Annotated in this window: 31 protein-coding genes; 23 read left to right on the top strand and 8 right to left on the bottom strand. The window is 63.4% G+C overall.

Annotation, left to right across the window (positions count from 1 at the left end; genetic code table 11):
* The first annotated feature begins 5 nt into the window (after nt 1-5).
* The 9 genes from OKW39_RS44085 to OKW39_RS44045 all read left to right on the top strand — a co-directional run bounded on the left by OKW39_RS44085 (nt 6) and on the right by OKW39_RS44045 (nt 2,744).
* Entirely contained in the window at nt 6-281 is a 276-nt protein-coding gene (locus OKW39_RS44085; protein ID WP_429565738.1) for a hypothetical protein, read from the top strand.
* Nucleotides 278-742: a hypothetical protein gene (locus OKW39_RS44080; RefSeq protein ID WP_429565737.1), complete on the top strand. Its 465-nt coding sequence runs from the start codon at nt 278-280 to the stop codon at nt 740-742. Before OKW39_RS44085 ends, OKW39_RS44080 begins: the two co-directional genes overlap by 4 nt.
* A gap of 21 nt (nt 743-763) precedes the next feature.
* The gene (locus OKW39_RS44075; RefSeq protein WP_429565736.1) at nt 764-925 is read left to right on the top strand and encodes a hypothetical protein; all 162 of its coding nucleotides are present in this window, start codon (nt 764-766) and stop codon (nt 923-925) included.
* On the top strand, nt 918-1,358 hold the full coding sequence (locus tag OKW39_RS44070; protein WP_429565735.1) for a hypothetical protein: 441 nt from the start codon (nt 918-920) through the stop codon (nt 1,356-1,358). The genes OKW39_RS44075 and OKW39_RS44070 overlap by 8 nt, the downstream gene beginning before the upstream one ends.
* Nucleotides 1,355-1,654, top strand: coding sequence for a hypothetical protein (locus OKW39_RS44065; protein ID WP_429565734.1), 300 nt, complete (start codon nt 1,355-1,357; stop codon nt 1,652-1,654). Before OKW39_RS44070 ends, OKW39_RS44065 begins: the two co-directional genes overlap by 4 nt.
* Nucleotides 1,655-1,665: 11 nt before the next feature.
* Nucleotides 1,666-1,947, top strand: coding sequence for a hypothetical protein (locus OKW39_RS44060; protein WP_429565733.1), 282 nt, complete (start codon nt 1,666-1,668; stop codon nt 1,945-1,947).
* Nucleotides 1,948-2,030: 83 nt separating this feature from the next.
* Entirely contained in the window at nt 2,031-2,294 is a 264-nt protein-coding gene (locus OKW39_RS44055; RefSeq protein ID WP_429565732.1) for a hypothetical protein, read from the top strand.
* A complete protein-coding gene (locus OKW39_RS44050) occupies nt 2,291-2,530 on the top strand; it encodes a hypothetical protein (RefSeq protein ID WP_429565731.1) in 240 nt (79 codons plus the stop codon). The genes OKW39_RS44055 and OKW39_RS44050 overlap by 4 nt, the downstream gene beginning before the upstream one ends.
* 7 nt (nt 2,531-2,537) lie before the next feature.
* On the top strand, nt 2,538-2,744 hold the full coding sequence (locus OKW39_RS44045; protein WP_429565730.1) for a hypothetical protein: 207 nt from the start codon (nt 2,538-2,540) through the stop codon (nt 2,742-2,744).
* 78 nt (nt 2,745-2,822) lie between these two features.
* On the opposite strand, the gene OKW39_RS44040 is transcribed toward OKW39_RS44045, so the two are convergent.
* The 8 genes from OKW39_RS44040 to OKW39_RS44005 all read right to left on the bottom strand — a co-directional run bounded on the left by OKW39_RS44040 (nt 2,823) and on the right by OKW39_RS44005 (nt 6,758).
* Complete coding sequence (locus tag OKW39_RS44040) at nt 2,823-3,170, bottom strand: hypothetical protein (protein WP_429565729.1); 348 nt, start codon at nt 3,168-3,170, stop codon at nt 2,823-2,825.
* 101 nt (nt 3,171-3,271) lie between these two features.
* Nucleotides 3,272-3,574 (bottom strand): HU family DNA-binding protein, encoded by a 303-nt coding sequence (locus tag OKW39_RS44035; RefSeq protein WP_429565728.1) that lies wholly within the window; start codon nt 3,572-3,574, stop codon nt 3,272-3,274.
* Between the two features lie 90 nt (nt 3,575-3,664).
* A complete protein-coding gene (locus OKW39_RS44030) occupies nt 3,665-4,066 on the bottom strand; it encodes a hypothetical protein (RefSeq protein ID WP_429565727.1) in 402 nt (133 codons plus the stop codon).
* Nucleotide 4,067: 1 nt separating this feature from the next.
* Nucleotides 4,068-4,712 (bottom strand): hypothetical protein, encoded by a 645-nt coding sequence (locus tag OKW39_RS44025; RefSeq protein ID WP_429565726.1) that lies wholly within the window; start codon nt 4,710-4,712, stop codon nt 4,068-4,070.
* Between the two features lie 26 nt (nt 4,713-4,738).
* Nucleotides 4,739-4,936 (bottom strand): hypothetical protein, encoded by a 198-nt coding sequence (locus tag OKW39_RS44020; RefSeq protein WP_429565725.1) that lies wholly within the window; start codon nt 4,934-4,936, stop codon nt 4,739-4,741.
* Entirely contained in the window at nt 4,933-5,313 is a 381-nt protein-coding gene (locus OKW39_RS44015) for a hypothetical protein (protein ID WP_429565724.1), read from the bottom strand. The genes OKW39_RS44020 and OKW39_RS44015 overlap by 4 nt, the downstream gene beginning before the upstream one ends.
* Nucleotides 5,314-5,465: 152 nt before the next feature.
* A complete protein-coding gene (locus OKW39_RS44010; protein WP_429565723.1) occupies nt 5,466-6,275 on the bottom strand; it encodes a hypothetical protein in 810 nt (269 codons plus the stop codon).
* Nucleotides 6,276-6,485: 210 nt separating this feature from the next.
* The gene (locus tag OKW39_RS44005; RefSeq protein ID WP_429565722.1) at nt 6,486-6,758 is read right to left on the bottom strand and encodes a helix-turn-helix domain-containing protein; all 273 of its coding nucleotides are present in this window, start codon (nt 6,756-6,758) and stop codon (nt 6,486-6,488) included.
* 154 nt (nt 6,759-6,912) lie between these two features.
* Between OKW39_RS44005 and OKW39_RS44000 the strand changes: the two genes are divergently transcribed.
* The 14 genes from OKW39_RS44000 (at nt 6,913) to OKW39_RS43935 (ending at nt 17,127) form a co-directional block, all read left to right on the top strand.
* Nucleotides 6,913-7,650: an XRE family transcriptional regulator gene (locus tag OKW39_RS44000; RefSeq protein ID WP_429565721.1), complete on the top strand. Its 738-nt coding sequence runs from the start codon at nt 6,913-6,915 to the stop codon at nt 7,648-7,650.
* Between the two features lie 195 nt (nt 7,651-7,845).
* The gene (locus tag OKW39_RS43995) at nt 7,846-8,577 is read left to right on the top strand and encodes a YqaJ viral recombinase family protein (RefSeq protein WP_429565720.1); all 732 of its coding nucleotides are present in this window, start codon (nt 7,846-7,848) and stop codon (nt 8,575-8,577) included.
* Nucleotides 8,574-8,738, top strand: coding sequence for a hypothetical protein (locus OKW39_RS43990; protein WP_429565719.1), 165 nt, complete (start codon nt 8,574-8,576; stop codon nt 8,736-8,738). Before OKW39_RS43995 ends, OKW39_RS43990 begins: the two co-directional genes overlap by 4 nt.
* A 29-nt stretch (nt 8,739-8,767) precedes the next feature.
* Nucleotides 8,768-10,087 carry a hypothetical protein gene (locus OKW39_RS43985; protein ID WP_429565718.1) on the top strand — a complete coding sequence of 440 codons (1,320 nt, stop codon included), beginning with the start codon at nt 8,768-8,770 and terminating at the stop codon, nt 10,085-10,087.
* Nucleotides 10,088-10,136: 49 nt separating this feature from the next.
* Nucleotides 10,137-11,360 (top strand): RecT family recombinase, encoded by a 1,224-nt coding sequence (locus OKW39_RS43980; protein WP_429565717.1) that lies wholly within the window; start codon nt 10,137-10,139, stop codon nt 11,358-11,360.
* Between the two features lie 17 nt (nt 11,361-11,377).
* On the top strand, nt 11,378-11,560 hold the full coding sequence (locus tag OKW39_RS43975) for a hypothetical protein (RefSeq protein ID WP_429565716.1): 183 nt from the start codon (nt 11,378-11,380) through the stop codon (nt 11,558-11,560).
* Nucleotides 11,561-11,578: 18 nt separating this feature from the next.
* Nucleotides 11,579-12,070, top strand: coding sequence for a single-stranded DNA-binding protein (gene ssb / locus OKW39_RS43970; RefSeq protein ID WP_429565715.1), 492 nt, complete (start codon nt 11,579-11,581; stop codon nt 12,068-12,070).
* Nucleotides 12,054-12,605, top strand: coding sequence for a Rha family transcriptional regulator (locus OKW39_RS43965; protein ID WP_429565777.1), 552 nt, complete (start codon nt 12,054-12,056; stop codon nt 12,603-12,605). Before ssb ends, OKW39_RS43965 begins: the two co-directional genes overlap by 17 nt.
* An 11-nt stretch (nt 12,606-12,616) precedes the next feature.
* Nucleotides 12,617-12,895 carry a DUF7220 family protein gene (locus OKW39_RS43960; protein WP_429565714.1) on the top strand — a complete coding sequence of 93 codons (279 nt, stop codon included), beginning with the start codon at nt 12,617-12,619 and terminating at the stop codon, nt 12,893-12,895.
* Nucleotides 12,876-13,199: a hypothetical protein gene (locus OKW39_RS43955; protein ID WP_429565713.1), complete on the top strand. Its 324-nt coding sequence runs from the start codon at nt 12,876-12,878 to the stop codon at nt 13,197-13,199. Before OKW39_RS43960 ends, OKW39_RS43955 begins: the two co-directional genes overlap by 20 nt.
* Complete coding sequence (locus tag OKW39_RS43950; protein WP_429565712.1) at nt 13,196-13,624, top strand: nuclease domain-containing protein; 429 nt, start codon at nt 13,196-13,198, stop codon at nt 13,622-13,624. The genes OKW39_RS43955 and OKW39_RS43950 overlap by 4 nt, the downstream gene beginning before the upstream one ends.
* Nucleotides 13,625-14,024: 400 nt before the next feature.
* A complete protein-coding gene (locus OKW39_RS43945) occupies nt 14,025-14,672 on the top strand; it encodes an AAA family ATPase (RefSeq protein ID WP_429565711.1) in 648 nt (215 codons plus the stop codon).
* A complete protein-coding gene (locus tag OKW39_RS43940) occupies nt 14,669-15,178 on the top strand; it encodes a hypothetical protein (protein ID WP_429565710.1) in 510 nt (169 codons plus the stop codon). The genes OKW39_RS43945 and OKW39_RS43940 overlap by 4 nt, the downstream gene beginning before the upstream one ends.
* Before the next feature lie 611 nt (nt 15,179-15,789).
* Nucleotides 15,790-17,127 carry a replication initiation protein gene (locus OKW39_RS43935; RefSeq protein ID WP_429565709.1) on the top strand — a complete coding sequence of 446 codons (1,338 nt, stop codon included), beginning with the start codon at nt 15,790-15,792 and terminating at the stop codon, nt 17,125-17,127.
* The last annotated feature ends 21 nt before the right edge of the window (nt 17,128-17,148 follow it).

The following is a 17,148-nucleotide window of genomic DNA, read 5'->3' as shown; positions in this document are numbered from 1 at the left end:
AAACCATGGCGACACACGACACGAGCGAATCCGAAATGGCCCGTCTGCTCGAGATTCTCGAGGAGGGCTTCGATCCCGGCATACCACCCGGCGGGCGCGGCAGCGCGACGTTTTTCTACCTGTTCGGCATGAAGGCCATGCTCGGCTATCTGTCGTCCATGCTCGGTGCCGAAAACTTCGACATCATCAAGGGGTATCACGCGCAGATTGACGCGCTGCGCGTGTCCAACAAGGCGCGCTATGACCCGGATGTCTCCCGTGGAGGCCCTCCCCTGTCATGAGCACCACCGATATCGAACTGCGTGCCCCCGCCCTGCTGCCGCCCACGCAGAACCCGGTCGGGCTGCATGCCATCGCGCTCGAATTCGCGGCACTCAAGCGTTACGACGTCGGCGCGAACCGCGGCTATGCATCGAGCAGGATCACGCTGAACGTGCCGCGTGTCCTGCTCGAGCGGCTCGATGCCGAACTCGCGCGCCCCTATGCCGCCGATCCGCAGCCGGTCGCGTGGCTGTGGCGCGACGGCTATCACGTCGAGCACGTCTGGCGCACCCCGCCACCGAAGCACATCAGCGCAGAAGCCGTCTACGCCGCCCCCGTCGACGAGCGGCGCCGCGCGCTCGAGGAGTGCCTCGCGCTGTGCGACGCCGTGCTCAATGCGGTCGACCGTGCCGAGCGCTGGTCGCAGCCCGCGGTCGACATCCGCGACGACATCGCCGCGCTGCTGGCGCGCACGCCGTGAAACGCTTCGAGGCGGACTGCGATGAACATGGACGACGAGACGCTGCTGCGTACCGCATGGGCCTTCGTGATGACGCTGTGCGACCGTGGCTACACCGCCGCCCAGATCAAGAGCGCCTTCACGCCGGAGCTGGTCGACGCGTACATCGCCATTGATGAAAAGAGGCATAGCAACGATGACTGACCCGTCACGCCCCGAGCCGCCCGGTGCCATCGCGTGGGCCACGCAACTGCCCAGCGGCAGGCTGCATGCCGTGCGCACGAGCCGCGAGAGTGCCGAGCGGCGCACCGAGCGCTGGAATGCACGCTACCCGCGGCCCCCGCTCGCGGTGACGGTGCCGCTGTTCCCCGAGGCCGTGCCGCGCATGCTGCTGGTCGGCGCGAACCAGGGGCATGGCCACGTGCGCCCGCGCGCCGACGGCGCGAAGGCGCGCTGCGGTGGCCCGGCCCTGTGCCCGGCCTGCCAGCGCGAACTGGCCGCAATGCCCACGCTGATGACGTTCGAACAGTGGTGGGACCGCAGCACGGGGAGTTTTCCGACCGGATATCACTCATGGGAGGCCACCTGCCGCCAGGCGTGGTACGCCGCGCTCGCGAGCAGGGGGATCACACCATGAGCACCATGAGCGCCACCGATGTGCTGCACGCGGATTTCGAGGCGTGGCACCGCCGCGAATTTCCATCGATCCTCGTACGCTGGCGGGAGGACCTCGGCACCTACAGCGACTATGGCGTCGAGTGCGCGTGGTGTGCCTGGCAGGCCGCCGTGAGCATGCGCGGACCGGTGCGCGACGGCATCATCGAGGAGTGCGCGCAGATATGCGAACGCCTGCACCACCGCGCGGACCCCGACGACCAGCCCGGCCGCAGGTGCGCAGCCGCGCTGCGGGCGCGAAAGGGGCAGCCCGCATGAAAAGGCGCAGCGTGCCCGCCACCGACCGGATTTTTATCGACCGCTTCAGCGCCGGGCTGGACGACCTCAAGCGTGCCGAGCAGCGCGACCCGGCCACCGTGCTCGCGCGGCTGGCGACCATGAAACGCTTTTCATGTTTCGAGGCCTCCGCCAACCAGGGCATCGCCCGCACGATGGACCACCTGATCGGCCAGAAGTACGTCGAATGCCGCGATCTCGGCTATCCATGGACCGGCGTCACCCTGACCGAGGCAGGTCGTCGCTTTCTGCGCGAAACGCAGAAAAAATGCTAGGCTGCCCGCGCGCTCGTTGGCATGATGGGTTTCAGAGGCCTGCCAGAGCCTCCTGTTTCCACGCATTTACGGGGCGACGCATCATGCTGACCTTGCAATCCACGGATCACGGACCGAACACCCAACTGAAACACAGGCGGGATAGACAGGAGGCCATCGAGCGGCTGAAAGAGTATCTGCAGGCCGGCCAGCCGACCAGCAACCTGACGCTGGAGATGGTCGGCGCGCTCATGCAACTGCTCGCGAACGACCAGGACACCAGCATCTCCATGACCCTGTTCGGCAGCTTCGTGATTGTCCGGCACCCGGCCAACCGGCTCCCGACACCAGCAAGGAAGCATGCATGACGACCCCGATCCCAATCAACCGCTCGCGCGCATTCAGCGCGCACACCACCCATCCCAATACCCCGGAAAGCGACCGGCAGCGCACCGTCGAGCATGACGTCACGGTGGCGCTCTCCGACGGCACCAGCGAGGTCGTGCGCATTCAGGCGGTCGACCCGATGGAGGCCATCGACGCGGTGAACCACCTCATTGATACGCCCGCCTATGCGGCCCTGCCACGCGTGACCGACGAGTGAGGATGGCGTGAAAACGACGAGCATGCGCATGCTCATGGCGATCCAGCTTGTGCAGGCAGGCGCGACCGGCTATGCCGCCGCGCGCGAGGCTGGCATCACGCCGCAGGCCGTCTATCAGAACGAGATGTATCGCAGCATCATCGCCCGGCGCCGCGCGCGCGGCGTCCCATTGCGACGTGCCTATCCCCGCCGCAAGCCGGTCGACGGCGCATAAAAAGGGCATCCCGCGAGGGATGCCTGAAATCGCCGCAGCCTTGTGGGAGCCGCAGCGACGGGGACCAGCATTGAAGGATTACGTGCCCGAGGCCGGAGGCGTCTCCGACGTGGTGCCCGAGGTGCCATCGGTCGACGTATCGTCCGCCGGTGCGGTTGAGCCCGTATCGGTTGAGCCCGTATCGGTCGAGCCGGGGGCGGTGCTGGCCGGGGGCACCGGTACCGGGTTCGCGGCCACCGCTGCGGCCAGCGCGCTCGCGCTGGCGGTAAGCTGGTTGGTCAGGTCCACAATGGCCGGATCCGGGTTTGCAGCAGCGGCGAGCGCCGCCTGCAACTGCGCGGCAATGCCCTGGATCAGCGTGACCGCCGACTGTTCGACGGTAATGGTTGCAGCAACTTCAGCCTTCAGATCGTCAAGCGCACTCATGATCAACCCCAGTTTTTGAACAACGTCGTTGAAAAGCACCTCGAGCCGGGCAAAGTCCCGGGCTCGGATACAGAACACTCCCACTCTCGGCAACACCACTCTCACGCTCCTTCTGCGCGGGCCGGATTCTCCGACTTCACGCGATCGGCAAAGCTGACCTCGGGGCGCGCCTTGACCGTGATCGAGGCACCCATCAGGAACTCCTCATGCGACTTCGGATTGCGCACCAGCCGCTCGCCGCGATAGATCCGCTTGATCTGCACCAGACCCGGCAGACGGAAATAGCCCTCGGCCCTGATCTGCGCAGCGGCGACTTCCTCCATTGCGCTGAGCACCGCCGCGACGTCCGCCTTGCGGACCTGCGAGAGCTTCGCGACGGCAGCGATAAACTGCGGCTTCTGCATTTGACCGGCACTCCCTGATGCACTGCGGTCAGTCTCGCGTCACGACCTGTAGAGGCATAGCGAAATCGCCGGAAAACCCTTGCGAAACCGTCACGTCACACCGGCCATGTCGGGCACTCTCACCGGGCGCCGCGTGCGAGGCTTCTCTGGCGCGGCCTGCACCTTGCGCTCGCGCACGAGCACCTCATGCGGCACCTCGTCGGTCACCTGCGGATTGCGGAAGCACTCGAGCGCATAGCCGAGCGCACCACACTCCATGCCGCACACGCATAACATCCGCGGCGCGCCGTCTGCCCGCTTGCCACACTCGGCGCAGCGCACCTCGGTGACCTCGCCGTGCACGACCCGCTGCAACACGCGACCGAAGCAATGGCGACAGGCATGGTTCGAGAGCTGCCAGCCCTGGAACCGGCGTGGCCGTTTCAGACGCTCGGCCGGCCCTCCCCCTGGCACCGCGCGGTCGTTGCCGAACAGGCAGAGCTGCTGCGACATGTCAGCGACTCCGCGCAGCCTGCCGTACACGCCTCTTGCAGGCCGGGTCGACGATGACCTCGGGGGGTGCCCACGCTATGCCGCGATCATGGCCCTCACGCATGAGCGTCAGTGCCAGTTCAACGCGGTCGACCACCGGATGCGGATAGGCCACCACCACCGAGCGGCGACCAGGGCGACCGGGCACCAGGTAGGACGCGCGCGTGCAGAACAGACCGCGCCATTTTTTCGGCGGTGCCCCCTTCGCGTTGGCCCCGTGCAGGACCTCGCGCTCGCGGTTGTAGCAGGACACGCACAGGGTGCGGCCACGCACCAGCCGGAAGCGGCCGACCAGACGCGTACCCGCCTGCTGGCCGTCGCGACGGCAGCGCACGCACGCCGCGCGGTAGACCACGGCCGACGCCGCGGGCACCCCCGGTGAGCCCACTGCGGGCAGGCCTGCGTGCCGCCGGCCGGTCGCGCAGTCAATGCAGCGCTGCAGCCGGCCGAGCTTCGCCAGCTGGGGTGCTGCGGTGAAGTTGCGTGCGCAGGCCGCGACGCACATCGTGCCGTACGCCTCGCACTCGAAATACCGTCCCGGCACACCCTCCTGCCGGAAATACCGCACGGGCGCGCGCGCGCCCCCTGCCTTCGTCCCTGCTGTCATCACATCCTCCCCGAAAGTTGCTGTGGTCAATGCAGAACCGGATCACGAACGACCATCAGGCAGATGCCCAGAAAACCCGCAGCGTCCTCGAAGATCCGGATCGTCTCGTCCTCATCGATGCCGAACACCTCGGCATAGTCGGTAAAGTCGATCGGACTTCCCGCGCCGAGCGCGGCCAGCGCCCGTGCGAAACGCCACTCCGGCGCGATGTACGCCGCGCTCATGCTGAGTACTCCAAAACACGCCAGCCACCGCCCGCCTTCTTCGGCAGGCGCGTGACCTTGAACATCCGGAAATACGGCAGCCGCTCGCCGCAGAGCTTGAGCTTCACCTGCCCCTTGTCCGTGGTGAGGCCACCCTTGGTCTCGTGTATCTCGACGCCGCGGTCCGCCGCGATGACGAGCCAGTCGATCTCGTAGAACGTGTTGGTCGCGAGCCGCACGTTGAACGGATGGAAGTCCCACGCGAGGATGTCGCCGGCGAGGCGCCGCTGCTCGAGCAGCGCGGCGTAGGCCGTCTCGGTCCTGTTCATCCGGTTCTTCGGCAACCGCCCGAGCGCCTGGAAACGCTGCATGCGCTTGTGGGCGCGCAGCACCTTCATGTCCTCGGGCGATATTCCTGCGGGCGCAATAGCGGGCCGTGGAGCCGCTGGTTTCTCCGGCGGGCGTCGTTGGACCCCACCACCCTCGCGAGCGGCGTGGCGCTCTTTCTGGAAAGCCTCGTAGGCCTCCGGTGTCCAGCGAAGGCCCGACGTCATGATTTGCCGCCCTCCGCCTTTCCAAGCGCCCGCGCGAGACTCGCGCGACGGGCCGCGATCACGTCTGGCGACGGCTGCGGTGATTCGGACGGCGGTGGCCGGCCGGCTGACAGCACCGCATGCGCTGCCTGCACGCGGGCCTTGAACTGCGGCATCGTTTCACCGGACAGCGGCTCGAGCGACAGACGCCTGCCCTCGGCGAGCACCGAAGCGTCGCTGGCCCACCAGGGCGACGACGCCCGAGCCGCACGCGCGCCGCGTTTGGTTTTGTTTACATCTGTGTTTACATCTGTAGTTATTAGGCATTTGGCAGATTTGCCAAATGGATTTGGCAATTTTGCCAAATGGGAAGGCGTGCCATCTGGCAATTTTGCCAAATGGGACTGCGCCAGAGCCGGTGGGGCTTCCGGCGATTCCGGCGGGATTTTCCCATTTGGCAGATTTGCCAAATGGGAGGACTCGGCGTCGGGAATTGGGGCAGGGATGTGGATAAATGCGCTTTCATCGGCAAATGCGAACCAGCGGGTGCGGTCGCGGCCCTTCGCGTTGTAGTTGCCAGTGACCAGCACGCCGAGCGCGACGAGCCGGTCGAGCGCGCGACGGATCTGGTCGGCAGACAGGTATGGGAACTGCTGGGCGAACGCCCGTACGGAATTGTAGGTCCACGTCCGGCCATCGCGAAAATGGTCGCCGTTGGCCTTGTTCCGCGTAATCCAGTGCTGGAAATTGGTGATAAGTACTGCTTCAGTCATGCCGTAGCGCTGCGCATGCTCGACATCAAAGTGGTGAATGATTGATGGATTCATGAGGTGCAGCTCCGTCCCTGCCGGTCACGTGTCGGCCCCCGACGGTCAGGGACCAAAACTCGCATTCGGTGAACTCCCCCGCTCCAGCCTGGTCGTTAAACGGTTGTTTTTTACAGGAAACGCACGCACACTTTATGCGGCAGAGATGGTGTTTTCCCTTGAAAAACCAGCGATAATGCGTTAGCGGCAAATCAGCCACCGACACTCCAATTAAGGCGATTCCTGTGACACCTTTTCTTCTGCGCGGGCACCGTCCGGCGGGACCCAATCAGCGTACCGCTCCGGATAGGTCACGTGACATTCCTCGATCTCCCGGGCGAAGAACTCCGCGAGCTTCGCCGCCATCGCTGCCTTGGGGCACTGCAGCCCACGCTCGATGCGCGACAGGTTGCCAGTATCCGTGCCGATCTTTCGGGCCACGTCATCCAGCGTCAGGCCTCGACCATGGCGTACCTTGCGCAATGGGCTTTGCTTGGTTGACATAATTTTTCCGCACATTCAACTGACTTATGAAGAACTATGCGCGTGAGGCAGAATATGATCAATCGGTTTTTAAGGGGATATTGTGGAAAGGACTCTCCAGGTGAAAGGTAAAAGAAAGATAACTGAGCGCACTTTGCTACAGGACGGAGACGCCATGAGCCACGCAGACACCGGCATAGACAGAGACATCGGAGATCTGATCCGAGCCCACAGGGAAAAATGCGGGCTGACACTAACGGCCCTCCAGGACCTGTCAGGCATAAATAACGGAAGTCTCTCCAAGATAGAGAGAGGCAGGCAAAGCTTAACGAACGCGACCATTAAAGCGCTCGCCAGAGCCTTCGATGTATCCCTCCCTGAATTGTTCTCCGACGTGAACGCTGCTATCGTTTCACACTCTGCTGACCCCGGAGCACCTCACAAACTGGTCAGCGAATACGAACTCCTCTCACACATACCGGAGAACGAGAACGTGGCCATCGGAACCATATCCATAAGACCCAACGCCGCTCGTGGCGGGATAGAGTGCCGCATTGACGAACATCACGCGCAGCTGTTTTATGGCGGAGCAATACGCGACTTGAACAGTCTTCCGGGCAACCTCGCTGCGTTTGAAATCGAGGACGACATGATGGCTCCGCGTCTGCATATCAAGGACGTAGTGGTAGCCGACCTCGGAGACAAGGTCATACCGGCGACCGGCGGCGTATTCGCTCTGGTGCTTGATGACGAGCACGTCGCGGTGCGCCGCGTGCTCCCCTACGTGGGCCGCGGCATGCGCATCCTTTGCGACAATGACCACTACCCGGAGATCACCCTGACAGGCAGCCAGGCTGCCGCCGTGACCATCCTCGGTCGCATCAAGCATATGCGTGGCAGCGCCGGTTTCTAGAGTTTTCCGCCGCCCGCATGGCCCGCTTAGGCGGGCTTTTTTACGTCTGTAAGTTTGCGTATAAAGCAGAACATCCCCGGTTTTTCGTTGTGTAACAGGCAGAATTTGTCTATTGTGCATAATCTGGCCCGCGTAACGCCAGTTCGCAGGATCGACACGGACCGCCCGATTCACCCGACATTCACCGGCTGACTCATGCAACGCGAACAGTGGCTCGAAGCACGCCGTCATGGCGTTGGGGGTAGCGACGCCGCCCCCGCCCTTGGCCTGTCGAAGTACAAGACCAGCTACGAACTGTGGCTGGAAAAGACCGGCGAACTCCCCCCCGAGGACCTCGACGAGGTCGACCGCATCCGCTTTGGCCGGCTGATGGAGGACATCATCGCCCGCGAATACGCGCGCCGCGAAGGCGTGCGCGTGCGGCGCCGCACCCAGATCATCAAGCACCCCACCTACCCGTGGATGCTGGCCAACGTCGACCGGCTGATCGAGGGCGAGCGCCGCGGCCTCGAATGCAAGAACGTCGACGCCATGGCGTACGCGCGCGGCGACGGCTGGGGCGAGCCCGGCTCCGACCAGGTGCCCGACGAGTACCTGCTGCAGTGCCAGCACTACATGATCGTGCTCGACTACCCCGAATGGGACCTGGCCGCCTGCGTGGGCGGCAACCGGCTCGAGCGCTACGTGATCCGGCGCGACCCCAGCCTCGAGCAGATGATCATCGACGGCGAGCGCGAATTCTGGCAGCGCGTCGAGCAGCACGACGCCCCCGAACCCGACTACGCCCATCCCACCACCACCGCGCTCCTGCAGCGCCTCTATCCGGGCACCGACCTGGCAGCGAGATCGAACTGCCCCCCGAGCTGGAGCACTGGCACCGCGTCAAGCAGGACGCCGACGCCCTCGCCAAGCAGTACAGCGGCGTGAGCGAGGGAGCCCGCAACCACATCCTCCAGGCCATGGGCGACGCTGCCATCGGCCTGCTGCCCGACGGCAGCGCGTACCGGCGCAAGACCATCAGCCGCAAGGCCTACACGGTCGACGCCGTGACATTCACCGACTGCCGGCACGTCAAGGCAAAGGAGTGATCATGGCGAGCTGCTGCGCAGGAGCATGCATGAACGTGCATCGGTTTATTTCGCGGCTTATGGGGCAGGTAAAGCGTTTTTTTGCCGGTCGGCATAGGCAGTCTGGCGTCCCGCCGTCGCCCGCAAACGATAAGGTCGCCCCGCCCACGAACGATAAGGCCGCCACGCCCGCAAACGATAGGGCCACCCCGCCCACGAAACGCAGGGCGCGGCGCCCCACGACGTCTGAAAAGCCTGGTTTCAATGTGGCATGCGTCGACAGTCTAAAAGACCTGCTGAATCAGATTGATTCTGGTATCGAGGCGGCCCATATCGACTACGGCGACGAACTGTCGAATCTGTCTCCCGCGGAAGTGCGCGCGCTCAAACGCGCAGGCGTTAGCATGGTTGCGTATCTACGCACCCGCTATTTCCCCGCAAAGCATGACTGTGAGGTCGAGGAACGCATCAACCTCGAAAATCCGGCGCATCTACCGACGACGATCCTGCTTGGCATGGGCGGTCGGGACGCACGCGCGAGCGCCCCTGACCGCTGCTTTCCTGATTACCTTTTCGCATTGCGCCATCCGTCATTACCTTGGTACGTAGAAAAAATACGCCGTCCAAACATAGCTGTTTATCGGGTTGGACTTGCTTACCGAATTTACGATGACCGGCGCCACCAAACGCGCAACGGCGTGACGACTCACTGGACCTCCCAGTTTGTATGTATCGACACGGAGACTGGCGAGATATTTTTACCGCGGCTGTGGCGTTGGCGGACCGTTCAAGTCAACCGCCATTGCCGCTACACCAGGCGCGAACGCCACGTCGGTACCTTCCCAGTGGAAGGCATCGGATGCGGCAAGCGGGCGCAGATCATAGAGGCGAATCATACCCGCGGCATCGTTGCCGCCGCGTTCGACACGGCCGACGCGGCGCGGCGCGAATGGTCCGTCTCTATCAGCAGGGGGGAAGACCGGCTGATAACGTACATCAACCCGCATGACGCGCCGGCCTTTTTCAGGCATCGCGATATAGAGGACGGCGCAACGAAGCGCCGCCGCATTTTCCATATCGTAAAGAGCCATGAGCGCACGCTCGCCAATGGGAGACGCCAGCGGGTTCGCGAGCATTCGCGCGGCGAGCGCGCGTTCAGCTTCAAGGGCTATCAGTGCCTGATTAGCAGCCCACGCTTTCACGCCTTTGCGCCTGGGCAATTCAACGTGCCGCCCGTGTATGACTACATGCTCAAAGGTGAAAAAGGGCTTGATTTTGAGCAGACCGTCGAAATGGTCAACGACTGCATTGATACGACGCCACGCCTCGATCTTGACGAAGTAGCGCAGCGCAAACACGAATACCGTTAAGCCGGTTTGATCCTCCCCGCCCTGAAGGCCGGGGTTTTTCGGAGAACTGATGATGAGCACCGTCGCCGCCCCCGAAGTGATGTCGGGCATGCCTGACTTCGAGCAGCAGCCCGCGAACATCGTGCACGCCGCGCCCCCCGCCTTTGACATGCTCTTCACGGACACCGGCATCGACCGGATGATGCGCATCGCCGAGGTGATGGCCTCCGGCCGGGCCACCGTACCCCGCCACCTGCATGGCAACGTCGGCGACTGCTTCGCCATCGTCCTGCAGGCCATGCGCTGGCGCATGGACCCGTTCGCGGTCGCGCAGAAAACCTACCTCGTCAACGGCGTGCTGGGTTACGAGGCGCAGCTGGTGAACGCCGTACTGGTGAACTCCGGCGCGATCAAGGGCCGGCCCAATTACGAGTGGTTTGGCGAGTGGGAAAAGCTCGCCGGCCGCTTCAAGGAAATTCCGGCGAAAAACCCGGGAGAAAAGCGCATTGTCGGCGACTGGTCCCTCGCGGAGGAAGCGGGTCTCGGCGTCATCATCACCGCGACCTGTACCGGCGAAAGCGAGCCTCGCGTGCTGCCGCTGCTGCTCTCGCAGGCCGCCGTGCGCAACTCGCCACTGTGGGGGCAGGACCCGAAACAGCAGCTCGGCTATCTGGCCGTGAAGCGCTGGTCACGCCTGCACACGCCCGACGTGCTGCTGGGCGTCTATACGCGCGACGAGCTGGAAGACGCGCGCGAGCGCGACATGGGACGCGCCGAGGAAGTGCAGCGCGAGCCGCAGCAGGAAACGTCGCAATCGCGGACCACCTCCGTGCGCAACCGGCTGGCCGCGAAGCGCTCCGTCCCGGCCGCGAGCAAGTCGGCCGACGCCGAGCCCGACGCGAACGCGATCATCGCCGCGATCGAGGCGGCGACAACCCGGCAGCAGCTCGGCGACGCGATCGAGCCGTACGCGCGCGTGACCAACGAGGCTGACCGCGAACGCATCAGCACGGCGTACCGCGCCAAGATCCAGTCCGAGAAGGAACGCGCCAAACGCGCTGGCGACAAGGGCGAGGCAAAGGACGACGCGCCCCCGGCGGAGGCCACCAGCGAGCCGGATGACGGCGGCAAGCGGCTCTTTAGCGCCGATGAGATCGCGGGTCTCCTGAACGCCGCGCAGACCATCGACGCGCTCGATCAGGCCGGCGACCTGATCGCCTCGCTCGAGGACCCTGCCGAGCGCGAAGCCATGACAAACCTGTTCCGTGAACGGCGCGCCGCGCTGGACGGCTAACCCGAAGGAGCGACGCAATGGAAATCCTGATTTCGCTGCTGGTGGCGGTCCTGATTCTCGGGCTGCTCTATTACCTGATCACCATGCTGCCGCTTCCGGCACCGTTCGCCCTTGTGGCGCGCGTGATTTTCATCGTGATCTGCATCCTTGTGCTGCTGTGGTACTTCGCGCCGTTCTGGCACGGGTCACTGCGCCTGTAGTCGAGCCCACTGAACGCCATGGCATCGGTCAACAAGGTCATCCTGGTCGGCAACCTCGGTGCCGACCCCGAGACTCGCTACGCCGCGGGCGGTGAGGCGGTCACGAGCCTGCGCGTGGCCACGACCGACCGGTTCCGCGACAAGGGCTCCGGCGAGCGTAAACAGGCCACCGAATGGCACCGCTGCGTGCTGTTCGGCCGTCAGGCCGAGGTCGCCAGCACGTACCTGAAGAAAGGCGCCGCCATCTACCTCGAAGGCGCGCTGCGCACGCGGTCGTGGGAAAAGCACGGCACCAAGCACTACGCCACCGAGATCCGCGTGGCGATGTTCCAGATGCTCGGCGAGCGCAGCGCGGGCAACGGCTTCGATGACATGGACGATGAACTGCCCGGCAGCCGTCCGACCCGCGCCGATCACGTCAGCAACCCCGCACAGGGTGTCAGTACGGGCACCACGCGGGCCGCAAGTCCCCCGCCCGATCCAGACGATTTTGATGACCTGCCGTTCTAGCGCCGACGCCGCGCTTCAGGAGAATGCGATGAAAGCCCTCTCGTTTCAGGATTTCGTGATGCTCGACGGCGTGGAGCCCGTGACCGATACGCGCATTGTCGCGGCGCACTTCGGCAAGTTGCATAAAAACGTGTTGCGCGATGTTGCCGCGTTGCTGCGCGATTGCCCGCCGGAGTTCGGCCGGCTCAATTTTGAGCCGGTTGAATATCGCGATGCGAAGGGCGAAGCGCGGCCCGCGTACCGCATGACGAAAGACGGGTTTATGTTGCTCGTTATGGGCTTCACGGGCGCTAAGGCGTTGGCGGTCAAGGTTGCTTTCATTGCGGCGTTTAACGCGATGGCCGACTACATTCGCAATCGCGACCGCAGCGTGTGGGATCAGATTCACGAACTGGAAAAGCGCGACGCGGCATCCCTTGAACTCGCGCGCTTCGGCTCGCGCCAGATGCTCAAGCGCAAGGCCGAATTGCCCCAGATCGTGGCGCAGTTTGCCCGCCTTAACCACCTCACCCAGCCCTCGCTGTTTTCCGACTGAGGGCGGGCACCGTGAGCCAGTCGAGAAAGGGATCCGCCCTCGAGGCGGTCACCAACGTGGCGGTGGGCTACGGCATCAACTGCACGGCCAACGCGCTGCTCTTCCCGCTGTTCGGCTGGCACATCACCGCGACTCAGAACATCACCCTCGGCGTGATCTACACGGCGATTTCGCTCGTGCGCTCGTACTGCCTGCGGCGCTTCTACAACTGGCGCACCACGCGGGCCATGCAGGAGCGCGCCGCGGGCGCCAACCCGAACTGGAGTGTCCATGACGAACCCGGCCGATGACAACGTGACGCCGCTGCCCGTCACGCAGCGCAACCTCGGGCCGGACCGGGTGCTGCTGGTCCCGACCAGCAAGTGCTGCCATTTCATGACCGGCTATCTGGTCGACGAGAAGCTGGCCGAGGTCACCTGCAAGGCCTGCGGCGAGAAGCTCAATCCGATGTGGGTCCTGCAGCAACTGTGCCATGCCGAGAGCCGCTGGCACGAGCTGCACGCGCGGTATCAGGACGAGCTGCAGCGCCTGCGCGAGCGGCAGCGCACGAAGTGCGAGCACTGCGGCGGCATGACGCGCATCAGCGGGCGATGAAGCGCACCGGCATCCGGCGGAAACCCGGAGCCAAAGGCCTCACCCGCAAGACCCCGCTGGAACGCCACAGCTGCCTCAAGCGCAGCCGCCCGAGGACCACCCCGATCCGCCAGTCAGCAAACGGCGAAACCTGCACGCTGCGCCTGCCCGGCGTGTGCTGTGGAGGCACCGAAACTACCGTGTGGGCGCATTCCAACCGATCGAGCGACGGGAAAGCCAAAGGCCTCAAGGCCCGCGACGACGCCGGCGCGTATGCCTGCTACTGGTGCCACATGGTGTACGACCGCCAGCACCCCCGGCCGCCCGGAATGACCCTCGAATTCGTCGAGGCGCGCTTCACGGCGGCCATGCGGGAGTCGCGGCGCAGGCTCGATGCGAAAGGCCTCATATCAGCTGATCCATACCAAGCGACTGATACCGAATGACCGATACCGAATGATAGATATGTGGCAGATGGTATGAGTAGTATCACTGATACCGTATCTGTCATACGCGACATACAGAGGTGGGGATTTTTCTCCCCACCCCTCTCCAGTTTCAGCCCCCCCGGCCAGCGCACCGCGAAGGAGGGGGGAGAAAAATCCCCCCTCCGCCCTCTTGACGCTGCCGCACAGGTATGTCTGATACCCGATGTTTCACATGAGACATTCCATATCTTTCGACTAATACGGTATGACTGATACCACACATACTATTCATATCATCAATACCGTATGAGACATATCGAACCATTCGAATCAGACCGTATAAAACATTGCGTTGAACGCAGATCGTAGGCATGATCGCAAGCGTCTCACACCACACAAACCATATTGGGGAAACCATATGAACGTGCTTTTTGCCTCGGGCAAGGGCGGTACCGGCAAGTCCACGCTGGCCGTACAGATGGCGCGCGAGCGCGCCGCACAGGGCAGGGAAGTCCTGCTCATCGAAACCGACCAGCAGCAGAGCGCCGCCATGTGGGCGGCGATCCGCGTACGGTCGAAATTCATGCCGTCGATACCGTGTATCTCGCTTTTCGGCGAAGGCGTAGCCGACCAGATCCGCGCACAGATGCCAAAGTACGACGACATCGTGATCGACACGCGCGGCACCGGGTCGACCAACGTCGAGATGTATGAGGCGATGACCGTCGCGCACACGCTGATCTCCCCGATCAAGACCTCCCTGTTCGACAGCGCGGCCACCACGAAGATGGACAGCCTGGTCAAACTCGCGCGCGGCTTCAACCCGGCCCTGAAGGCTTTCATCCTGGTCAACGGTGCGTCCACCAACGCGAAGTCGACGCGCGAGCAGAAGATCCGCGAGGCGCTCGAGGGGCTCGAGAACTACGACGGCATCCTCAACACGCGGATTTCCCACCGGCAGATCTTCGAACTGGTCGCCGAGGAGGGCAGGGCGGTCAGCGAGTTTGGCCGCGATCAGAAGGCCATCGCGGAACTGACGGCCCTGGCGGCGGAGGTGTGGGCATGAGCGCGACGACCGAAAACAAGCTGAAGCCACCACCCGACATGCAGGCGTTTCTGGCGCAGGCGAGCGTTAACCCCCCGGCCGTTTCCATCGGGGCGGTGAAGGGCGAGAAGCCCGAAGCGCCAGAAACGCCCCAGACGGCCCTGGAACCCGCCGGGCCGGCTGCTGATACCCCGAAGGCACCGCCAGCGGCCCCAGCGGCCCGCAAAAAGGCCCAGCGGGCGACCAAAGCACCGCCGAAGCCTGCTGCAAAGCAGAAGCCCGCCGCAGAAGCCGCCACCAAGCCACCGGCGCAGCCGCCCCGGCAGGCCTATCCGTGGGAGGGCGCGACGCCCCGTATCAAGCAGACGTTCAACCTCCGCATGCCCGAGGATGACTACCTCAAGCTGAAGTGGCTCGGCGACACGCAGTACGGCGAAACCATGCACTCGATCGCGTTGGCGGCAGTGTGCGAGGCGGTCAACGCACGGCTGAAGGCGCTCGGCATCGAGCCACCGAAGCCGGAATGACAGGCAACCGGAAAGAGGTGAGGGTTTTTAGGGACCTTCCTAGATTTCCTCACCGACTTAGCCACGCCTGATCGCATGCGAGTCTAGGCCCGGCGCGCGCTTACCCACTAGACTGACAAATCCCAAACCCCCCGTCCTGCAAGGCTTTCCGGGTGATCTGTTAGGACACGGCTTAGTCAAAATGACGAAGCCGGTGAAGAAATCGTCCCATTTTTCTCACCTTTCTAGCGCTCCACTGCGCATGCCCAGTTCGGCCGACCAGGCTGCCCCGGCCGGCAGGGGTTGAGCGATAGCTCTCTAGCACACAGCCCCTTTGTGCTTTTTTAAAGAAGGTAAACACTTAAACCTTAAAGACATTGCAGCACGCGGGAGCCGCGCCAGGCAAGGCTTAGCGAGAATAATGGTGAGGGTTTCGGGACGGTTAGGTGAGGGTTTTGGGACGGTTAGGTGAGCAGTTTGGGACGGATGCGGATCGAAGGTGAGACTTTTGGGACGGAAAGGTGAGCGAATTGGGACGATTCGAACAGGGGCAAAGCGAAAGGTGAGAGATTTGGGACGTTTCGTCGAAAGGTGAGAGATTTGGGACGGGCGATTAACGGTGATTTATTGAATTGAATTTTTTCACCATATCGAATACCGTACACGCCATGCAGCCGAACAAGACATCAACCAACTCTGGCGACACGATCGTCGTACGGGCCAACCCGACGCTCGGGGTGATCCCCGAAACCGGCACGCTGACGCCAGTCACGCGCCGGCTTTTCAACGTCCTCATCTCCATCGCCCAACGCGAGGAACCCGAGCAGACAAAACACCAGCGACCGCTGCGGGAAGTCCTGCGACACATCGGTCACCGGAACGATTACAAAGGCATCCAGGACAGTCTACGTGACCTCGTGACGACACCGATTGAGTGGAACCAACCGACACAGGAAGGGGGAACGTGGGCCGTGAGTACGATGCTGGCGCACGCCAAGATCGTCCAGAAGAAAAGCTCGTTCATTCTTCAATGGAGTTTTTCGGAAGCGCTGCGCGAGGAAATTCTTAGGCCGAAACGAAACTTCACAAAGCTGTCCCTCGTCATTCACACGCGCATCCGGTCCGGCGCATCGGCCGCGCTCTTCGAGTACTGCCAGAGGTACGTGACCTGGAATGACGGCGTGATGAAGAAACAGCCGTGGGGGTGGTGGGTCGCGATGCTTTGCGGCACGAAAGATCACGGCGTAACCGAATACAAGTACTTCAAGCGAGACATCCTGCGCCCGGCAATTGCCGAGGTAAGCACGCGCGCGGACTTTACGGTCGAACTGGTCGAGCACAAAACTGGCAGACGCGTCACCGACCTTCAGTTTGTGGTGACGCCCAAACCTCCTAGCTGGGATGCGGACTCGGGCTTGCCGCCTTACGACGAGAAGCTGATTCTCTCGCTGGTCGACCTTGGCCTGAGACAGCACAAGGCCAAACAGATCTGCGAGTCACACGATGCCGTCGTGATCGAGGACGCCATCGAGTACACGAAGGCACGTGTCGCCGACAGGAACCAGCCGCCGGTCAAAAGCATCCCTGCGTACTTCATGAAAGCGCTCGCTGATCGCTACGGGAAATCCAAAGGCGCAGCAAGACCACAAGCCGAACTCGACCTGGCAGATCCGACGGCGGAGCAGGCCAAGCTTCGTGAGGCTTACGCCGCGCATCAGTGGCGCGAAGCATATGGCTACTGGATGGAGCTAGACACCGAGCCTAAAAATGCGCTCATCGCCGAGTTCCTGACGACCGACGTGCCGGCGGTGACCGCCCGCGCGATCAAGAAAGACCTACTCAAGACGATGCCCGCACGTACCGCATTCTCGACGTGGCTGGCGGCAAAGCTGTGGGGCGAACCTACGACGGATGACCTTCTGACGTTCGCGCTTGCGCGGAAGCCAGAGCGCGCTGACGCTGCCGTCTAGGCTCCTAGACAACCCCCCTAG

It is taken from the genome of Paraburkholderia sp. MM6662-R1 (genome assembly GCF_050436245.1).
In the GTDB taxonomy this organism is placed as follows: Bacteria; Pseudomonadota; Gammaproteobacteria; order Burkholderiales; family Burkholderiaceae; genus Paraburkholderia; species Paraburkholderia tuberum.
Note: the sequence above shows the minus strand (reverse complement) of the source record. Positions and strands in the feature narration are given on the sequence as shown.